Annotated in this window: 12 protein-coding genes; 7 read left to right on the top strand and 5 right to left on the bottom strand. The window is 43.0% G+C overall.

The window, feature by feature from the left end; genetic code table 11:
* Nucleotides 1-121: 121 nt before the first annotated feature.
* Together KJS52_RS09045 and KJS52_RS09040 are read right to left on the bottom strand one after the other, a co-directional pair.
* On the bottom strand, nucleotides 122-3538 hold the full coding sequence (locus KJS52_RS09045) for a hypothetical protein (protein WP_213514400.1): 3417 nt from the start codon (nucleotides 3536-3538) through the stop codon (nucleotides 122-124).
* 13 nt (nucleotides 3539-3551) lie between these two features.
* The gene (locus KJS52_RS09040; RefSeq protein WP_213514399.1) at nucleotides 3552-6659 is read right to left on the bottom strand and encodes a heparinase II/III domain-containing protein; all 3108 of its coding nucleotides are present in this window, start codon (nucleotides 6657-6659) and stop codon (nucleotides 3552-3554) included.
* A gap of 250 nt (nucleotides 6660-6909) precedes the next feature.
* On the opposite strand from KJS52_RS09040, the gene KJS52_RS09035 reads away from it, so the two are divergent.
* The 4 genes from KJS52_RS09035 to KJS52_RS09020 all read left to right on the top strand — a co-directional run bounded on the left by KJS52_RS09035 (nucleotide 6910) and on the right by KJS52_RS09020 (nucleotide 10130).
* The gene (locus tag KJS52_RS09035) at nucleotides 6910-8271 is read left to right on the top strand and encodes a glycoside hydrolase family 28 protein (protein ID WP_213514398.1); all 1362 of its coding nucleotides are present in this window, start codon (nucleotides 6910-6912) and stop codon (nucleotides 8269-8271) included.
* A gap of 194 nt (nucleotides 8272-8465) precedes the next feature.
* Nucleotides 8466-8624, top strand: a complete 159-nt coding sequence (locus tag KJS52_RS09030; protein WP_213514397.1) for a hypothetical protein — start codon at nucleotides 8466-8468, stop codon at nucleotides 8622-8624.
* A gap of 212 nt (nucleotides 8625-8836) precedes the next feature.
* A complete protein-coding gene (locus KJS52_RS09025; RefSeq protein WP_213514396.1) occupies nucleotides 8837-9205 on the top strand; it encodes a hypothetical protein in 369 nt (122 codons plus the stop codon).
* Nucleotides 9206-9338: 133 nt separating this feature from the next.
* Nucleotides 9339-10130, top strand: coding sequence for a hypothetical protein (locus tag KJS52_RS09020; RefSeq protein WP_213514395.1), 792 nt, complete (start codon nucleotides 9339-9341; stop codon nucleotides 10128-10130).
* A 137-nt stretch (nucleotides 10131-10267) separates the two neighbouring features.
* On the opposite strand, the gene KJS52_RS09015 is transcribed toward KJS52_RS09020, so the two are convergent.
* From KJS52_RS09015 to KJS52_RS09005, 3 genes are all read right to left on the bottom strand, one after another.
* Complete coding sequence (locus tag KJS52_RS09015; RefSeq protein WP_213514394.1) at nucleotides 10268-11371, bottom strand: DNA alkylation repair protein; 1104 nt, start codon at nucleotides 11369-11371, stop codon at nucleotides 10268-10270.
* A gap of 405 nt (nucleotides 11372-11776) precedes the next feature.
* Nucleotides 11777-12211, bottom strand: coding sequence for a VOC family protein (locus KJS52_RS09010; protein WP_213514393.1), 435 nt, complete (start codon nucleotides 12209-12211; stop codon nucleotides 11777-11779).
* A gap of 108 nt (nucleotides 12212-12319) precedes the next feature.
* Nucleotides 12320-13090 (bottom strand): helix-turn-helix transcriptional regulator, encoded by a 771-nt coding sequence (locus KJS52_RS09005; protein WP_213514392.1) that lies wholly within the window; start codon nucleotides 13088-13090, stop codon nucleotides 12320-12322.
* 202 nt (nucleotides 13091-13292) lie between these two features.
* Between KJS52_RS09005 and KJS52_RS09000 the strand changes: the two genes are divergently transcribed.
* The 3 genes from KJS52_RS09000 (at nucleotide 13293) to KJS52_RS08990 (ending at nucleotide 16347) form a co-directional block, all read left to right on the top strand.
* Nucleotides 13293-14300, top strand: coding sequence for a cation diffusion facilitator family transporter (locus KJS52_RS09000; protein WP_213514391.1), 1008 nt, complete (start codon nucleotides 13293-13295; stop codon nucleotides 14298-14300).
* Between the two features lie 190 nt (nucleotides 14301-14490).
* Entirely contained in the window at nucleotides 14491-15903 is a 1413-nt protein-coding gene (locus KJS52_RS08995) for a SulP family inorganic anion transporter (RefSeq protein WP_213514390.1), read from the top strand.
* 225 nt (nucleotides 15904-16128) lie between these two features.
* Nucleotides 16129-16347, top strand: a complete 219-nt coding sequence (locus KJS52_RS08990; protein WP_213514389.1) for a DUF4177 domain-containing protein — start codon at nucleotides 16129-16131, stop codon at nucleotides 16345-16347.
* Nucleotides 16348-16354: the final 7 nt, after the last annotated feature.

The following is a 16354-nucleotide window of genomic DNA, read 5'->3' as shown; positions in this document are numbered from 1 at the left end:
GAAGTCTATTATAGTAGATGAATGCTAGTAGTAGGTATGTAACGTTTTTAATGAATAATGGAAGTTTTTTAATATAAAAGAATCCCCAGAATGTGTTGAACAGCACTCTGGGGCATGTAGTTTACTGCTGAGTAGTTTCCTTTCTTATGAGTAATCCGTTGCTGTATTCAGAGATTGATAGTTGATTGCGCTGACTATCCATATGTTCAACTTCTATTTCCTGCGAACGCCCATCACGTAATTGAATAATCACTTTGTTTTCGCTCATTGGCTGTATGGAGGAGATCATCGCTTCTTGTTCAAATGGCTCAATAATGGTAATGTAGCGTGCAAGCTTGCCATTCGTTCTTACACCGTAGGTGATGCGACGTTGGGCTTCATCTCCCGGAAATGCGTCAGCACCGATCAGACCAACAAATTTGACTGCGTGAAGCTCCTCGGGAAGAGGTACAGTAATAATTGCTTCGCACGAATGATCAATCGGGCTTGTCGGTATCGCATATGGATACTCATTGCCAACTATTGTTACCCTTCCATTTTCATAATCTTTACCGATGCCGTAGCCATGGTCGACATTTTGAAAGGCTAGAGGCAATTCGTGAATTGGAATTTGCTTGCCATCTCGTGTTTCAAGATAGGCTGCTCCCCAAAACAAGCCCTGCTTCGATCGATAAGGATACTTCTGCTCATTATATAGCGGATGATTGTTCACGATTAAAGATAGTGATCTCATCGTCGGAGTTAGCTCGATTTCAACCCTGCCTTCACCTAGCAGCCAAGCATCCAAGCGACCACTTGCCAGCACCTGTGCATTTTCCTCGACGTCTGCTTCAACACGATAGCTCATAGGGATCATCATGCTATGATCCTCAGCGGCTCGACCGATAATTTGCTCTGATTGAAGCGGCCACGCAGTGTGGACATTTAATTTTAGCGAGCCTGGTGTATTGTAAAAGCTGCGTGTTCCTCTAAGATCCTCTCCGTCACCAAATACCGTTTCGAATTGGGCCAAGCTTTGCCCCTTTACTTTAAACCAATGACAATCTGTAATAAATTGACCGTCAGAAAGCGGGTTAGTCGTCCATTGGCTCGTTTGCTTTACTTTTTCTAGCGAGTCGGCAGTTAGCTGCTGAAAGCCCTTGATTTGCAATAAGGAGTCGAATTGATGCTCTTCCGTTCCGCTAACATAATCGAACATTACGATATAGTCATCCGTTACCGCCATTAATCTTTTTTGAAAAATAGGCTCACTATAATGGGAAAGCTGCCCGTATGCTGCATCAGGCGGTGAACCAGGTAAGCAGCTTGCATTTAAAGCAGCGCGCTGCTCTAATGTTTCACCTTCCTGATAAATCATGCCGCCATAAGGCGGGTATGCCCATGCTGCTGTTGTTTCTACAGCGGCTGCTTGAACCATCTCACCTGAGTAAAACAGAGTTCTTCTCGAATCTGCCGGAACCTGCATCTTGTTATCAACAACGACCATATTTTTAGTCATCGAATTTTGAACATAAAATTTGTACATAAAATGGAGATAGCCCCACCATACATGCTCAGGATTATAAAAGCTTCGTCCGTATCGCATAATCGATAGCAGTTCAGTACGATCAAAATGCCCGTGCGCATATCCGTGTGAGCCGTATCTAAGAACGGCTTGAATTTGCTCAGCCTGTGCTCTGCCTTTTTTCTGACTGCGCAGCATCGCTATGCCTATATTATCGGAGTATGCATTATTAGCGATGGATGAAGAGACGACATCTGGAAGCTCAGCATGACCAAAGATGGGATCGACGTACTGCTGCTGCTTCATAATCGGCACGTATTGCTCATCCTTATAGTAATGGTAGGCCAGATCATACGTGGAGCCAAAATGAACGCCTTCAAGCTTTCGTTCATAGGAGTCATTAATGCCAAAGATAACTCCTCGATAATCAAGAAAAGGAATCGCAGCATCGAACATATCCTTTACACAAATATAGTTTTTTTGGTTGCCGCCCCAACGCTCGTTCACCATGCCGAAGCGAATATGTGGCGGCTGCGCTTTATACGTGCTATCGACTTGCTTATTGTATGGCACCGGAAAATGCGCATGAATGATATTAATGCCGAATGGAAGCAAGGCATGCGCAGTATGAAGGCACATCGAGGCGACCCATGTATTATAGCTAACCGTGCATTCATACCACCAGCCATCATTGAACAGGCCGTATTTCATCTGCTCGATCGTTCCACCGGCCCCATATACGAAGCGAAATACCCGATCCATATCCTGAAGAGCCATCGCACAATAAACGGCCCCGGTAATCTCAGATAACAACCAATTAGAAATATGTCCGCTTTGAATATGAACATCAAGAATATCCATATACAATCGGAAGCAATGCTCGATTGCTTGATGCTCATCTGCCGACAATACATTTGCTTCATAGATAATATCGTACGGAATCGCCAGATGCTGAAAGAAATGCCCCTCTTGCACATAGCTCTGACTACAGCCCTTTAATTTATTGGGGTAGCCGTTGAGCGGATCAGTAAAGTATCTAAAAAACTGAGCGACCTTTTCCGCATAACGCTGTTCCCCAGTCAAGGCATAGGCATAGGCTGCTGACATAATATAATGCTCCTCAGATGTATCATAGCAATAATCTCTTTCATCAATGGATAGAGGAGGCTTAACGATCCACTGGTCTGCATCGTTTATCATTTTCTGATAGCCTGGCTGAAAGCATTCATGCTTATCAATGAGTTCCTTGCGATGCTTCCATTGCTCTTTATTCCAATAAATATATGGATGCGGAAGCTTGCGAGAGGTGATCAGCTGTAACGCTGTCGTATGATTACTGCCACCATTTGCTGTAATGTTTAAGGTTGTATATTCATGGCCTCCGGGAACGATATCTTGATGCATAGTGAGCCGAACCTTGATATCAATGGATTGAGCAGGCTTTAACTCTACTTCACTAGGAGAGATTCTAGCGATCAGAGACTCCCAGCCATCAAATTGCTGCTTAATGGCTACGAGCTGCTCCTGCTCGGTGCAATTCAGCAGCGTAACGGTATAGGTGATCTCCTCATTCACATCACCAGCTTTCCCTTTACAGCTTGAATGGACGAAGATCTCCTTCGCACGCAGGAGTGAAATGCTTAATAACGAAGCATTACTTGTAAAGGTAAAGCCTGTTAAAAATCTCCATACATTTGCCTTTGCCCTTTCGATCTCAAAATCTAACAAACTCACATAAAGCGTATTTCTTCCTTTAGTGGAGCTTTTTACATTTGCTTCAATGTCAGGATGATTTATAAAATGAGCATTAATTTTAAATTCGGAAACAAGATGATTGGATTCAAATTCAATTTCTAAGCCGTACCAGCCCATTGTATCAAAGCAATAATGATTCCCTTTTTCAAAGCCAATAGAATACCAGCCGTCTCCGTCAGAAGGTTTCGGATGATTGACATGAATCATAGTAGGAGAGGGAGCGGAACTGCCTTCGGTAGTCACCGTCCAATCACGAAGAAGATTAACGCGTCCAAGCATATGTTTATTCCTCCTAGTATACGGTAATGGTGTTGTCGCCTGAATTGATCTTGATCTGATAGTGATGCGCTGCATCTTGAATAATAAATGAATCTGTCGATTGAGCGACTATGTTAATAGGGGCCTGATCAGCTTCTCTCGGTGCTAGAATCGTAAGAAAGCCAGACGAAGCAGCTGCAACGGCTCGAACATAGGTCATATAGGAGCAGCTCATATCGTCCCCATCAAAAAAGTGAGTTGAACGACCAGTATCTAACGTAAGGGATTGGAGCTCGCTTACAAAATGTACATCCAGATTTAGATTAGCTGGACAGCTAGCTACGATGCTTTGACGCTCGATACGGGCATCGATCGCTGCGATTGGTAGCGAGAACAGCACATCGCCTGCGAATTGTTCAACGGTATCCTTAATGATGTACAGATCTGAACGTTTAATGTACGTCACATGGCGAATATGCTTGCCGGCACCCTCCGGGTTTTCAATCTCAATTGTGATGGAATCGAGCTGATCGGTTAGCGTGACGTCAATTACGCGACTAGACACAGGAACATCCACCCATCCGCGCTCCAGGCTGTACGTACCTGCGGATAGATTAATTGCTTCCACACCATGCAAGGGCTCAGCCTTTTTATTCGTAGAGAATTGCACACACGCATGCGAATAAGAGCTAATATGCCACTGCGTGCTTGAATCAAAATATCCTTCAATGCCCGTATCCATAACGAGTGGAATGGAGTTTTTGTATAGAATAAAGGAGCCTTGATCCAGATGACCATGTGCTATCTTGTTAGGGCTAGACATAATCGCAAAGTAGCTTTGCTTGTCGGTGTTCATATGATTTCTAAAAATGTAGATACCGGAGTCCGGGTAGCTTGCTGTCGACGCTAATGTTAGCTCTGTCGTCACTTCGTAATGCAGCAATGACGAGATAAGATTTTCGAATACAATGCCTTCTCCCCACAGCTTCTTTACTGGCATTCCTGCAGCCTTCCAGGTAAGAAGCATACGATCCGCCAAGCCTTTATCAATCTTCTCTACCTCTGATATATAAACAGGGAAGCAGCCATACTCTGCACCTGCTGTTAGCGCATGATCGCCAAATGGCGGCGTACCGATGCAATGATCAAAGTAAGGATAGGCAGGGGTTTGCATAGCTACTAAATACTCGAACATAGGTACGAGTGCTGATGTCGCAAACCAATCCTCTCCCGTTATACGGCCACATATTTTTGCATAGCCTGCAAAGCGTTCCAGTGCTGCAACATGGTATCGAATCGATTCCGGCCAAGAGGAATCATCGTTAACATTGAGGGCTAGCTGTGCCTTTAGTATCGTTTCAGCGTTATATAGCCAGGACAGTCGCTCTGGAAAGTCTGTTAATACCATCATCATTAGTCCGGCACCGGCACACATATCCGTTTGCCAATTACTGCAGCCTCTTTGTGCTTCATAGGTCGTCCATTCTGTACGATCGCGCAGGTCCAGCACATAACGCAGCATATATTTAATCATTCCGTAGAAGCGATCCTTTTCTGCAGCCGTAAAGACGTTGGCAGACTTGATCATGGAATAGCTAACTGCTGCTACGCTTAATAAGCGCCCCGCTTGTACAGCGCCATAGCTATCACTTCCCTCTGGACGAAGGTTAGTGATCATCCAATGCTCGGCACCCTGACAAAAATCGTTAAAGATGAACAATAGAGCAGCTTTAACCTTTTCTGCATAGTAGCGATCGCGAGTAAGATGATATTGAATGGCATCACATTGCATGGCAAGCTGATAACGACCTGCAGCAATGGAAGATTTGCGATTGAAGTAATATTCAAACTGTCCAAGGTCCTCATGACGCTCATTATAGAAGGTAAGCACCGTTTTAATGCCGCGTACAAGCTTTCCATCAATTTTGGCATCAAATATTAGCGTATATTTATTTCCACTGATGAGGGGAATAGATTCGCTATATTCCCAGGATGCCTCGTCCTGATGCGTTGGATTGCACATGTAGATCGAACGTGCGGTCGAGCTGCTGTCAGCGCCGCCATGGAACGGATATTGATCCTCCCATTTCATAATAGGAGTGCCCTTTCTTGCAACAGGAATCCAATACAATGGAGCTGTATCGCCCTCTTCAAAATGATGATTATGAATCGTAAGCTGCCCTTCGCTAGCGGAATGGATTTGAACGTTATCAATCCATACATGCCCTAATCCATCGGTTTCATTTTCTATCGAAGGTAATATAAACGAGATTTTGCCATAGTCAGTCCCTTGTGGAGCTTGGAAGTTAACAATTTTATCGGTAGAGCTCCATAAATAGAAGTGCTGATTCAACTCGTCGTAATCTGCCTGCTGATCGCTTATTAGTTCAAGTGAGCGTTGCAATTCATCGAGCGTAAATTGATCGGATAAAGCCTTGATTTTGTCATAGTAGCTTGCGATAAAGGGATCCTTACGAATGGTTGCTTTGAGCGAACCTAGCTCCTCGTCATTCATATATAGTGAACAAAAAGGATCAGCATCGGTGCGTAATATTCTCGAATGCCGGCAAGCTCTTAGCTCGTTAAAGCATTTGACGGCAGCTGTTGCTAGTTGCTCTTGGGTAGCTGCTGGATCATTTAACGCAGCGCTTAATTTGTCAGTGGCTGCCTGTAAGCTGCGCAGGCTGTTTGCTGGGTAATTTCCGACCTGTTCTCCGACTTTTGCCTGCTGCAACAGCTCATCTGCTTTTTGCAGTGCCAGCTTAGCGCGACTGCGAGTTTGTGCTAGTCCACCAGCCAATAGATGCTGCTGCTTTAACCACGCTAGCGCCTCGACTAAGCCATAGCGCGTATATACATCGCCATCCCTTTGGAAGGGCGGAACCATCGTAAAGCGATCGATGTGGAACAAGTAGTGATCCGCATCCTCGTATTTGTAAAACTGTCTATTGCGAGTGAACGGAGAAGCAGCAGCTTGCAGCGCTTGCTTGGCTGATTGAAGCAAATCTAAAATATCTACTTTAGCTCCCTCCGTAAAATATTCACTACTAGCTTGAAGGAGCTGCTCGGCTTCCCTTATCACATTTAAAAGTGCTGCTCGGCTCGTTGAAGCTGTTGTCTCCGTTGAAGCTGTTGTCTCCATAGAAGCTTTCCTCCTTATTGGATAAGTAACGTTATAGATATGTACATCATCTAATAAGTGAGGCGAGTGCAGTAGCACTCAAATTTAACGAAAGCCTTAAATATGAAAGAATCCGAGCTTTGGAGGGAGTTCAATTTTTAATTTTCTTAAAAAAGCTGACATTTACCTTAAAAAGCTTCATATGAGCCGATGTGCGACTCTTCTACACTAGCCATATATCAACACGGATAATAAATGGAGGATGATTACGATGACCGATAAATTTGATGTTCGCAAGTATGGTGCAAAGGGGGATGGCTTATCTGTTGACACAAAGTCGATTCAAGCTGCAATTGATGATTGCCATCAAGCAGGGGGAGGCTATGTGCTGCTGCATGGAGGTACCTTTGTAGCTGGAACCATTCGCTTAAAATCCAATGTTTATTTGCAAATTAATCCTTCAGCAGTGTTGCTCGCTAACCCCGATATTCGTGATTACAGTGCAGATACGCATTATAACCGTTATGTGAACGAGCAGGATATGGATAAATGCTTTATATATGCAGAGGATGCAACGAATATTGGAATTGTCGGCAAGGGGACCATTAACGGGAATGCTGACTTTTTCCCGAATGAAGGAACAATCGATCGTCCGATGATGATACGGATATTACGTTGCAAGAACGTACATTTGAAGGATTTGAAGCTATACAATACAGCGGCCTGGACAACTGCCTTTTTAGATAGTGAGGATATATGGTGTGAAAATCTGGATATTCGAAATGAAAAAAAGTATAACGGAGATGGCCTGGATTTTGACGGCTGCCAAAATGTATTTGTTTCAAACTGCAGCATACTGGGAACGGACGATAATCTTTGTCTCCAATCGAGTAGTCGTCAGTACCCAATGAAGAATGTGCATATTACCAATTGCCACTTTACATCAATCTGTGCAGCCATTCGAATTGGATTAAAGTCAATAGGTGAGATTTCCAATGTTGTTATTCAAAATTGTACCTTCGAAAATGTTTGGCGCGAAGGCATAAAAATAGAATGCACGGAAGGCGGTTCCATATCAGATATCGTTGTACAGGGCATGGTTATGAGAAATGTTAGTAGACCGATCTTTATCCTGTTAAATAATAGATTGGATGTAATAGGCTCTTCAATCAGTTTACATACAATGCCTGAAATCGGTCGCTTAGAACGAATTACAATATCTAATGTTATAGCTACGGATGATGATGAGATGAAAAACATACATTATCGCTTTACTGATGATATGATGGGTTCTCCGCAATTCAACGGGATACGTGTCGATGCACATGAAAGCTATCCGATTAAAGATTTAGTGTTAAGCGATATAATGTACACCTCAATCGGCGGAGTAGATGGTCAAAGCATCCCGAAGGAATATCCAAAGGTGTGGGATATGAGGTTTGAGCATCCGGAGCAGGTATCGGAGAATTATTATCCAGATTGGAGCAGAGCTACCTTTTTAGATATTCGTAATGTTGAGCGTCTAACGCTTGATCGAGTTCGTTTACGTGCTTTAAACAAGGATACCAGACCGTCAACCTTTGTGGAGAATAGTAAATTGGTGAGTCATGATATTGTGGAATATGTGGACTGACGGTGAGTTATTTCTTTTTATTTCATCAGCGAGATGACGGGTGATGAAGGGGGGAATAGCTACTTTAAGGCTTTAAGCACAGATCAATTTTTATTTTTGGTTAGCATTTTGGTCTTGTTCGCTGAGCATAATAATCTTCCGGAATAGTATTTCTTCATGTGGAAATACTACCTCTTTGGAAGGAGGGGATAGACTTGGAACGTGAGCAAGATTCTGAAAAGGATCAACGCCTGTCTGACAAAACTGAGACAGAACAAGCCAATATCCTTATGGATCGTGAATTTAACGGTGATTCGAATATCGAGTATCCTGAGGAAATCACGGTACCTATTATTAACCGCAACCAAAGCTAAATTAAATGAATACTCGAAAAGAGCAGAAGCAGGCTCAGCCGTCGAAAGTGGCTAGGCCTGCTTTTTTAATTTTACAATCCGATATAGGCCGGTATATAAATCAAAATCGATGAGACAAGTGATACAATAAGAAAAAGTCGGAAAGTTTCTTGTTTCCCAATTAATCCACCTTATGAGATACTTTGTATAAATTAACAAGAGAGGTAACCAAAATGAGAAAAATTATAATGGGCATTTTAATAGCCTGCTTATACTGCTTTCCTTTTGTGTATTTTTCAATGCATCAGGATTTCGAAAATCGCTCCATGCTTGGCTATTTACTTATGATTGTAGTGACTGTCCTTCTTGCTATCCTGGGCAAACTTTTTAGTAGTTCGTTATTCATTATTATTGGCAATATATTTTCATTAATTCTCTCTTTTTATTTCATCAGTGAAATGGCAGGGAATGCTGAATGGAGTGGCTATTTTAAGCCATTAAGCCCAAATCAATTTTTGCTTTTGGTTAGCATTTTGAATTTGATTCCTCAACTCATGTCTATGTTGCTTGCTAAGAAATTCACAAATAAAGTTAAAGATTAAGTTAGATAAGAAGGAAAATGCTCTCATCCTCATGAATATCGGATTATCAAAAGATGTAGAGAATGCCGATATACATACATATGAAGGTACTAAATCTCAAAAGTCAGATTACGAGTAGAGGCGAGGTATATAGATGTGGGCAGATATTGCAGCATTCTTAAAAGCGAATGCTTCAGAGACGTTAATTATTTCGATAATAGGGACAATACTTGTCTGGATGTATAAGCAATTCAAAAGCATGATAGATGAAAAACAACAGAACGAACTGATGACTATACAGTTAAAGCAAGGTCTCTTTACAAAACTTGAGTTAGCTATTGCGAACGTGCTTCATCTGGATAATGACGTTAGTAAACAGCAGATGTATGCTTTGTTAGGAGAATGTGGTCCTCACTTGACAAGTGAGCAACGTGCGGTCATTCGGGATTATTACAAGCAATTTAATCCATTATTTCTTCATACATTGCAGGCATTGATAGTAAGTGAGGTAGACAAGCTTAACCGGAAACTGGAGAAAATAAGTGAAGATGAGGATAGCGGTGAGTGGCTTATTTACATTAAGAGATTATACGCTCCAATATGGCCGATCCTATTGTTCGCGATCATTATATTATATGTTTTATTCGTCATACAACTTATCAGACAAGGCACCACTTTGTGGGTTCAGATTTGTATTTTGATTACGGGAGTTAATTTGTTCATATCAGTAACACTATTGGTCTCTATGATCTATTTCTTTGTTAAGCGAGAGCTTGGCAAACAAGGCGTAATACGTTGGTGTATGTTTGCTATGATTATCGTTTCTCCAGCATTAATATTTGTTGTAAGTCGGTTTGATATGTCCATTGTTGTGTCCGGAATTCAAATCTTGGGAGTCATCATGATAACACGTATTAAGAGACCTTCGGAAATTATTAGACCATAGATATTGGATTCAGAAAAAAATTACGAGAAATTCTATACGATTAAAAGCTTGCCTCGGTAGTTGTTACTGGGCAAGCTTTTTAGTGTAACCGCATAAATGAAACAGCTAATAATGTTTTCTGGAGTTGCTTCTTGTTATTAAGCTTCGAGCATTAACGATGTTTCAGCAACTTCCTGACCATTCACTAACAGCACAATCCGATGATTGCCCGGGTAATGACGGCGGGTGGATAGATCTGAGAAGCTAATCTTACGCGTTCCAGTAAGATGTACACCACCTGGTACGGTTTTATCGGAAAGCAGAAAGGATTTACGGGATGCCTTTCCATTGGACTTGATAAAGTCAATTCCATATTCGATTCGAATATGGGCGGGTTCGCCTTTGCGTATGTCAAGGCTGTATTGAATTTCACAACTGTTGCCAATTGTTAGCGTAGAAGGTTGTACCGACAATGAAGCAAGAGTTGCAATTGGAGCCTGATCTTGAGCAATTTCATATCCGAATAATTCCATCGCCTTAGGGTTGGCTTTTCGAATCAAGGTGCGGCAGCCATGGCGTACAATCCAGTTTGTATCGGGATTTTTACCGATCCAGCGATGCGCGGTTTCAAGCACAAGCTCTGGATTGTCCTTTGCAATATCGTTCAGGTTATTGGCAACACTTTTGCGCACGTAAAGTGAAGGGTCTGCCTTGAGCAGCTCCAGGATAGATAATACCGGCTCGGGATTTTTCTTAAACATCGGCAGTGCTTCTCCCCAGGGAAGGCGCGGTCGGCAACCTTCGCTAGATAATCTGCGTACATGCTCATTGGGATGCTCTGCCCAAGCGGTCATCCGCCGCATAACTCGTTCCGGATCAGAGAGGATGAATGTTCGGATTGCAAATTCGGCGGATGATTTCTGGGTAAAGCTTTCAAGTGCATTCATAGAAAGCTCCCAATGCTTTTCTTCCTTGCCATACACGGCTACAAAATCAGGGAAGAAAAGATAAGGAAAACCAATGCATGAGTCGGCAATCGCATAGAGGATGTCAAGCGCACTTTCATAGCTGCTTGGCAGAAAGATTCCAAGACTTTCTGAAATTTTCCGTGTCCGCGCTTTAAGGGGAAGCGCATCCCATGCTTCATCCATCACTGTCGTAATAAAAGCTGATGTATCAAATGCTTTATAAGCAGATTGAACGATGCTGCTAAAGTTTATTAAAAAGTCCTTGCTGTAAATGTCCTTTAATAATTCCCCCATGTAGCGCCTCCTTAAAATAAAAAATATTATCAATTTTACCACCTATAGCATGACAATAGCATGACAGGTTGGACTATTTATAAATATTTTTTATTAGGGAAGCCACTTCATAATTTTTTCCATTTGGGGCTCGAAGCCCCCGGGGATGAATACATGTAAACTAACAATTGCTCCGAGGGTTTGTCGTTCATCTCCCAATTAACTCCCTCTCCTATTAGAATAGGTCTCTCACAGTTCAACCTTCCGCGGGCGAGCTGCATCAGCGTCCACTTCTGCACAAGCGGACGCAAACTAATCCCGTACAATAATAACCATAACAAACAAAGCTACAGCAAGGAGCAAAGCAATTCCGAAAACGTAGTGGATCGCCTTTGACCTTTCGGACAGACCTAAGCTTGCAAAAGATCAGCCTGCCATATCCGGGTGATCAGTTATAATTTGCCATTCGACGCCGAATTTGTCGATGACTTGTCCTGTAGCTGGGCTGAAGCCTGTTTCCTGGAGTGGCAACACTTCCTTTCCACCGTCTAGCAGCAGGGAAAAGAGTTTTTTCGCGTTTTCTACTTCTTTGACAACGATCATCAGGTTGATGGTTGAACCCGGTTGAGGGGTTTGGCCGGGCAAATAATCGGCCAGCATGACCTCGGAATTGCCGATTTTCAGATGTGCGTGCATGACGCGATTTTCATTTTCAGGTGTAACCTCGATCCCCATTTCTCCAGGCCAATCCTTTAAAAATTCTTGTCCGATGATTTCCGCTCCAAAGAGCTCCTGGTAAAATTGAATCGCTTCCTGTGCTCTCCCATCCAGCATAAGATAAGGCGTAATTGTTATGTCCATCAATCCCATCCCTTTCTATTCATAATAGAGGTACAAGCTCATTTTGACAGAAAAATGCGGCAAAAACTTCTCATTCATTGCGGAATTGTTGGACGGTATAGAGCAGGTTTATTTTTTTATGGAGTCGGTAAGCAGCTTCAATACATTAACGACGATCGGCGGGTCCTCGGGAATCGCTTCACGCAGCTGGATATTGAAGGCTTGATCGTGATCCTGGGGGAAATGAAGCTGTTGCTGCACACGTCCGCGCAAGCAGTCATCCAGCACGAAGTAGCGAAGCGGGTTGAAGGTTTTCTCTATAGAACAAGCAAGGAGGTAGTAGGAGCCGTTCGGAATATGCTCGAACAGATGCGTGCTTTTTTTAATGAGCGCGACTCCGACCACCGGTCGATGATTGGGGAGCGGGCTCTTGAAAAATCCGACAAATGTAATTCCAGCCTGATAGCCTTCGGGATAATGAACGGAAATATGGCAGCGGCTTGCATCTGAGACAGGAGGGTCTTTGTGACCAACAACTACAGTAGTTGTTTCTTCATACTTCTTCGCCACGCTGTACAGCGCTTCTACCTGCTGCTTGTATTCGCGTGGAGAGAGTCCGGTTTTCTTGGTGAATGTGGTAGAGAATGTGCCGATGCTGGAATAGCCTACATCAAACCCGGAGTTAGTAACTGAATGCTCATTGCGAAGCAGGGCTTGCTTGGCAAGCTCGATTTTTAAAGAGGATAAGTAATCTGCTGCTGAAAAACCTGTCAATCGCTTGAATTCGCGGCTGAAATGATATTTGCTGTAACCAAAATGGTTTGCGGTTTCTTCCACGGTTAAATCTTGAGTAACCGTTTCCTGCATATAAGCAAGAATTTCAGGAATTCGTTCCTTCACAGCCCTGCTCCTTTCACGTTCAGTTGTTTTGCTTTTACTTTACCATAAGTCCAGCAGAGCCACAATTTATCAATATGAATGGCGAGACTTTTGAAATTATGTCGAATGGGGCAAAATTTTATATATTCAAATTTGGCGATAATGGTTGTATGATTGGTATTATGCACCAAATTAACACATACTTAGAAAGAAGGAATTATTCGTGGCAAATGCAACAGGGAAAGCGGGATTATTACGCAAGGGCAATAAATCTGCGTTAACGGCCGCTATTGTGAACACCATTATTTCAATTATTAAAGGCGCAGCGTTTTTCATCACTGGAAATGTAGCGATGTTTGCCGAGACGATGCACTCGCTGGGAGATGCAGCGAATCAATTTTTCGTATATTTGGGTAGTGCCTTAAGTAAGAAAATGCCTACCGATCGTTATCCGAATGGCTTCGGGCGGCTGGTCAACCTTGTTTTGCTGGGCGCGGTCATTATTGTAGGGATTATGAGCTATGAAGCAATTAAGGAAGGCTACCACCATATCCTGCATCCTGTGGAAACGTCGGGAACAGGAACTATTATAAATTTGATCGTATTAGCACTTGCCGTTGGCTTGGAGTCCTTCGTTTTGTTCAAGGCGATGAAGGAGGTCATTCATGAGGTTGGCGCAGAGGCAAAGGGACTTAAAGTTATTCCGGTCAGCTTTACCAAATTAGGCAAGGCAAAGCCGGCAACGAAGCTTGTCTTCATGGAGGATTTGGTCGCAACTATTGGTGGCGTGATCGCGATTATCGGTATTTTGCTTTCTTATTTTCTCGGATGGCATGCGGCTGAAGGGGTTGCATCGATTGTGATCGGCGTGCTGATGTTCTACGTGGTCGGTAAAGTATTCCTCGATAACGCGAAGGGTGCGTTAAGTGAAGCCGATGATGAAATGGAAGTCGCTATTGCCAAGCATATTTTTGCCCATCCTGAGGTTAAGGACATCCGAGCGCTGTACGCGATGAAGGAAGGCGAAGAATATCATATTGAGATGAAGCTGGAAATTGATACGAGTATTTCACTCGCTGAAGCGATTGCGATTAAACAAAAAATTGAAGCAGTCGTCCATGCGATGAAGGGTGTTTCCGATGTCATTGTTGAGTTTGAAGAAGATGATGGAATTGCCAGCTGGAGCAAGGACGGCCCTTTAAATCTTGAACTGGCAAAGCCGCAGCATTAGATATAACAACGCTACTATTAGCGTGAATTCATTAACAAGACGGTATTTTATTCGCAGATTTCCGAATGAAATACCGTTTTTTCGTGCGAGCTTGTTTTTATTGAAAAAGCCATACACAAGCAACGATAGAGATGGTAAAGTAGTGAAGTGTGCAAAAATCAATATAGCAAAGGAGTTTGCGTAATAGAGTATGCTGCTGAGAATAAAACAAAATTGGTTTTCTAATATAAGAGCGGATGTCCTTGCGGGTATTACAACTGTGTTGGCATTAATTCCAGATTCGCTGGCTTTTGCCTTTATTGCAGGAGTTAATCCGATGATCAGCATTCTATCCTCGATCTCAATTCTGATCCTGATCTCGTTTTTTGGCGGCAGATCGGCGATGGTATCTACGACAGCGGGCTCGATGGCTGTGCTTATGACGGCGATGGTCGCGACTCATGGCGTGGAGTATTTATTTGCTGCTACGATTTTAACGGGCATTATTCAATTCTTGATGGGTGTGTTCAAGCTGGGGCGCTGGATGAGCTTTGTTCCACACTCCGTCATTACAGGCTTCATTAATTCATTAGCTATTCTTATTTTTATTTCGCAGCTGAGATACTTTGAGAATCAATCATGGGAAATGTACGCGATGGTTGGCGTTACGCTGCTAATGATTTATATCATTCCCAAGTTTTTTAAAGCGATTCCGTCGCCATTGCTTGCGGTTGCTGCGATGACGCTTTTGGTTGTTTTCGTTCCAGGCTCATGGCAAACGGTTGGAGATATCGCGGCAATTGATACGTCGGCAATTAGTTGGTTTCATATCCCTGTCGTACCATTTACGCTAGAAACGCTATGGATTATACTGCCGGTTGCGCTATCTCTTGCTGTTGTTGGATATTCTGAAACCTTGCTGACCCAAACGATTATTGATGAAATGACCGATTCGAGGTCTGACAAGGACAAAGAAATGCGCGGACAAGGCATTGCCAACACGGTAACAGGGTTTGTTGGAGGAATGGCTGGCTGTGCATTGATTGCTGAATCGGCGATTAATGTCAAGGTAGGCGGCAGAGGCAGATTGTCTACACTAGTAGCGGCGATCATGCTGCTGCTGCTTGTGTTCGTGCTTGATGACATTTTAAATATTATTCCGATCGCCGCACTAGTAGGCGTGATGTTGATGGTTTGTATCGAGGTTTTTGATTGGAGTTATATTCGACAGATTAAAAGCAAGCCGCTTGCCCATACCTTTATTATGGTGGTCACAACGATTGTGATGGTGAGTACGCATAATCTAGCGCTTGGTGTTGTCATCGGTGTACTGATGAGTGTGCTGGTATACGCTTATCGTTCAGCTGCTCAATTGGATGTGGAGAAGGAAGTAAGTGATAGCATGTCCGTTTACCGTGTGAAAGGACAGTTGTTCTTCGTATCAAGCAATACGTTGCTTGATCAAATTGATTTTGCCGATAGCGCGCCAAAAGTACGTCTTGATCTAAGCGCAGCTCATGTATGGGATCATACCGCAAGGCAAACACTTGATAAAATTGTTGCAAGATTATCGGATAAGGGCAAGGAAGTTGAAGTGGTGAAGCCAAGCAAGCAAAGTGCGTAGCCTGGACATGACGCAGGCACTGCACTCGAAGCAACATTAGCTATACATTTACGTGCGAACGACAAATAGACCGACTCCTTTCCAGGGATGAGGTCTATTTGTCGTTAGTTTTGGTAAATCGACAAAAATTTTGTAATTATGGTTGAAATAATGATGATTCAATGTAAAATGATGTATAGGATCATTCTTGTACGACTATAGACCTATTATAATGGAGGTTATTTTATGAAAAGGTATAAAGCAGTAGCAGGACCTAAAGGGGTACAGGTTGGAAAAGGCGATGTACAGGCGGCGTTTGACCATTTTGCTGATATTATTAATAGAGAGGCTCAGCAGGGATGGGAATTTCATTCTATGGAAACGATTATTGTAGCAGAAAAACCGGGCTGCTTTCAGCAACCGATACCAACAAACTATTACATGCTCATTTTTGTACAAGGATAAGCTGCAA

Source organism: Paenibacillus montaniterrae (assembly GCF_018403185.1).
In the GTDB taxonomy this organism is placed as follows: domain Bacteria; phylum Bacillota; class Bacilli; order Paenibacillales; family Paenibacillaceae; genus Pristimantibacillus; species Pristimantibacillus montaniterrae.
This window is presented reverse-complemented; position numbering and strand designations above follow the sequence as displayed.

What these genes read in the sequence shown, in the direction of transcription:
- KJS52_RS09045 (WP_213514400.1), bottom strand. Translation starts at nt 3,538, where the DNA reads ATGCTTGGACGCGTTAATCTTCTTCGTGATTGGACGGTGACTACCGAA.
- KJS52_RS09040 (WP_213514399.1), bottom strand. Translation starts at nt 6,659, where the DNA reads ATGGAGACAACAGCTTCAACGGAGACAACAGCTTCAACGAGCCGAGCA.
- KJS52_RS09035 (WP_213514398.1), top strand. Translation starts at nt 6,910, where the DNA reads ATGACCGATAAATTTGATGTTCGCAAGTATGGTGCAAAGGGGGATGGC.
- KJS52_RS09025 (WP_213514396.1), top strand. Translation starts at nt 8,837, where the DNA reads ATGAGAAAAATTATAATGGGCATTTTAATAGCCTGCTTATACTGCTTT.
- KJS52_RS09020 (WP_213514395.1), top strand. Translation starts at nt 9,339, where the DNA reads ATGTGGGCAGATATTGCAGCATTCTTAAAAGCGAATGCTTCAGAGACG.
- KJS52_RS09015 (WP_213514394.1), bottom strand. Translation starts at nt 11,371, where the DNA reads ATGGGGGAATTATTAAAGGACATTTACAGCAAGGACTTTTTAATAAAC.
- KJS52_RS09010 (WP_213514393.1), bottom strand. Translation starts at nt 12,211, where the DNA reads ATGGACATAACAATTACGCCTTATCTTATGCTGGATGGGAGAGCACAG.
- KJS52_RS08995 (WP_213514390.1), top strand. Translation starts at nt 14,491, where the DNA reads ATGCTGCTGAGAATAAAACAAAATTGGTTTTCTAATATAAGAGCGGAT.
- KJS52_RS08990 (WP_213514389.1), top strand. Translation starts at nt 16,129, where the DNA reads ATGAAAAGGTATAAAGCAGTAGCAGGACCTAAAGGGGTACAGGTTGGA.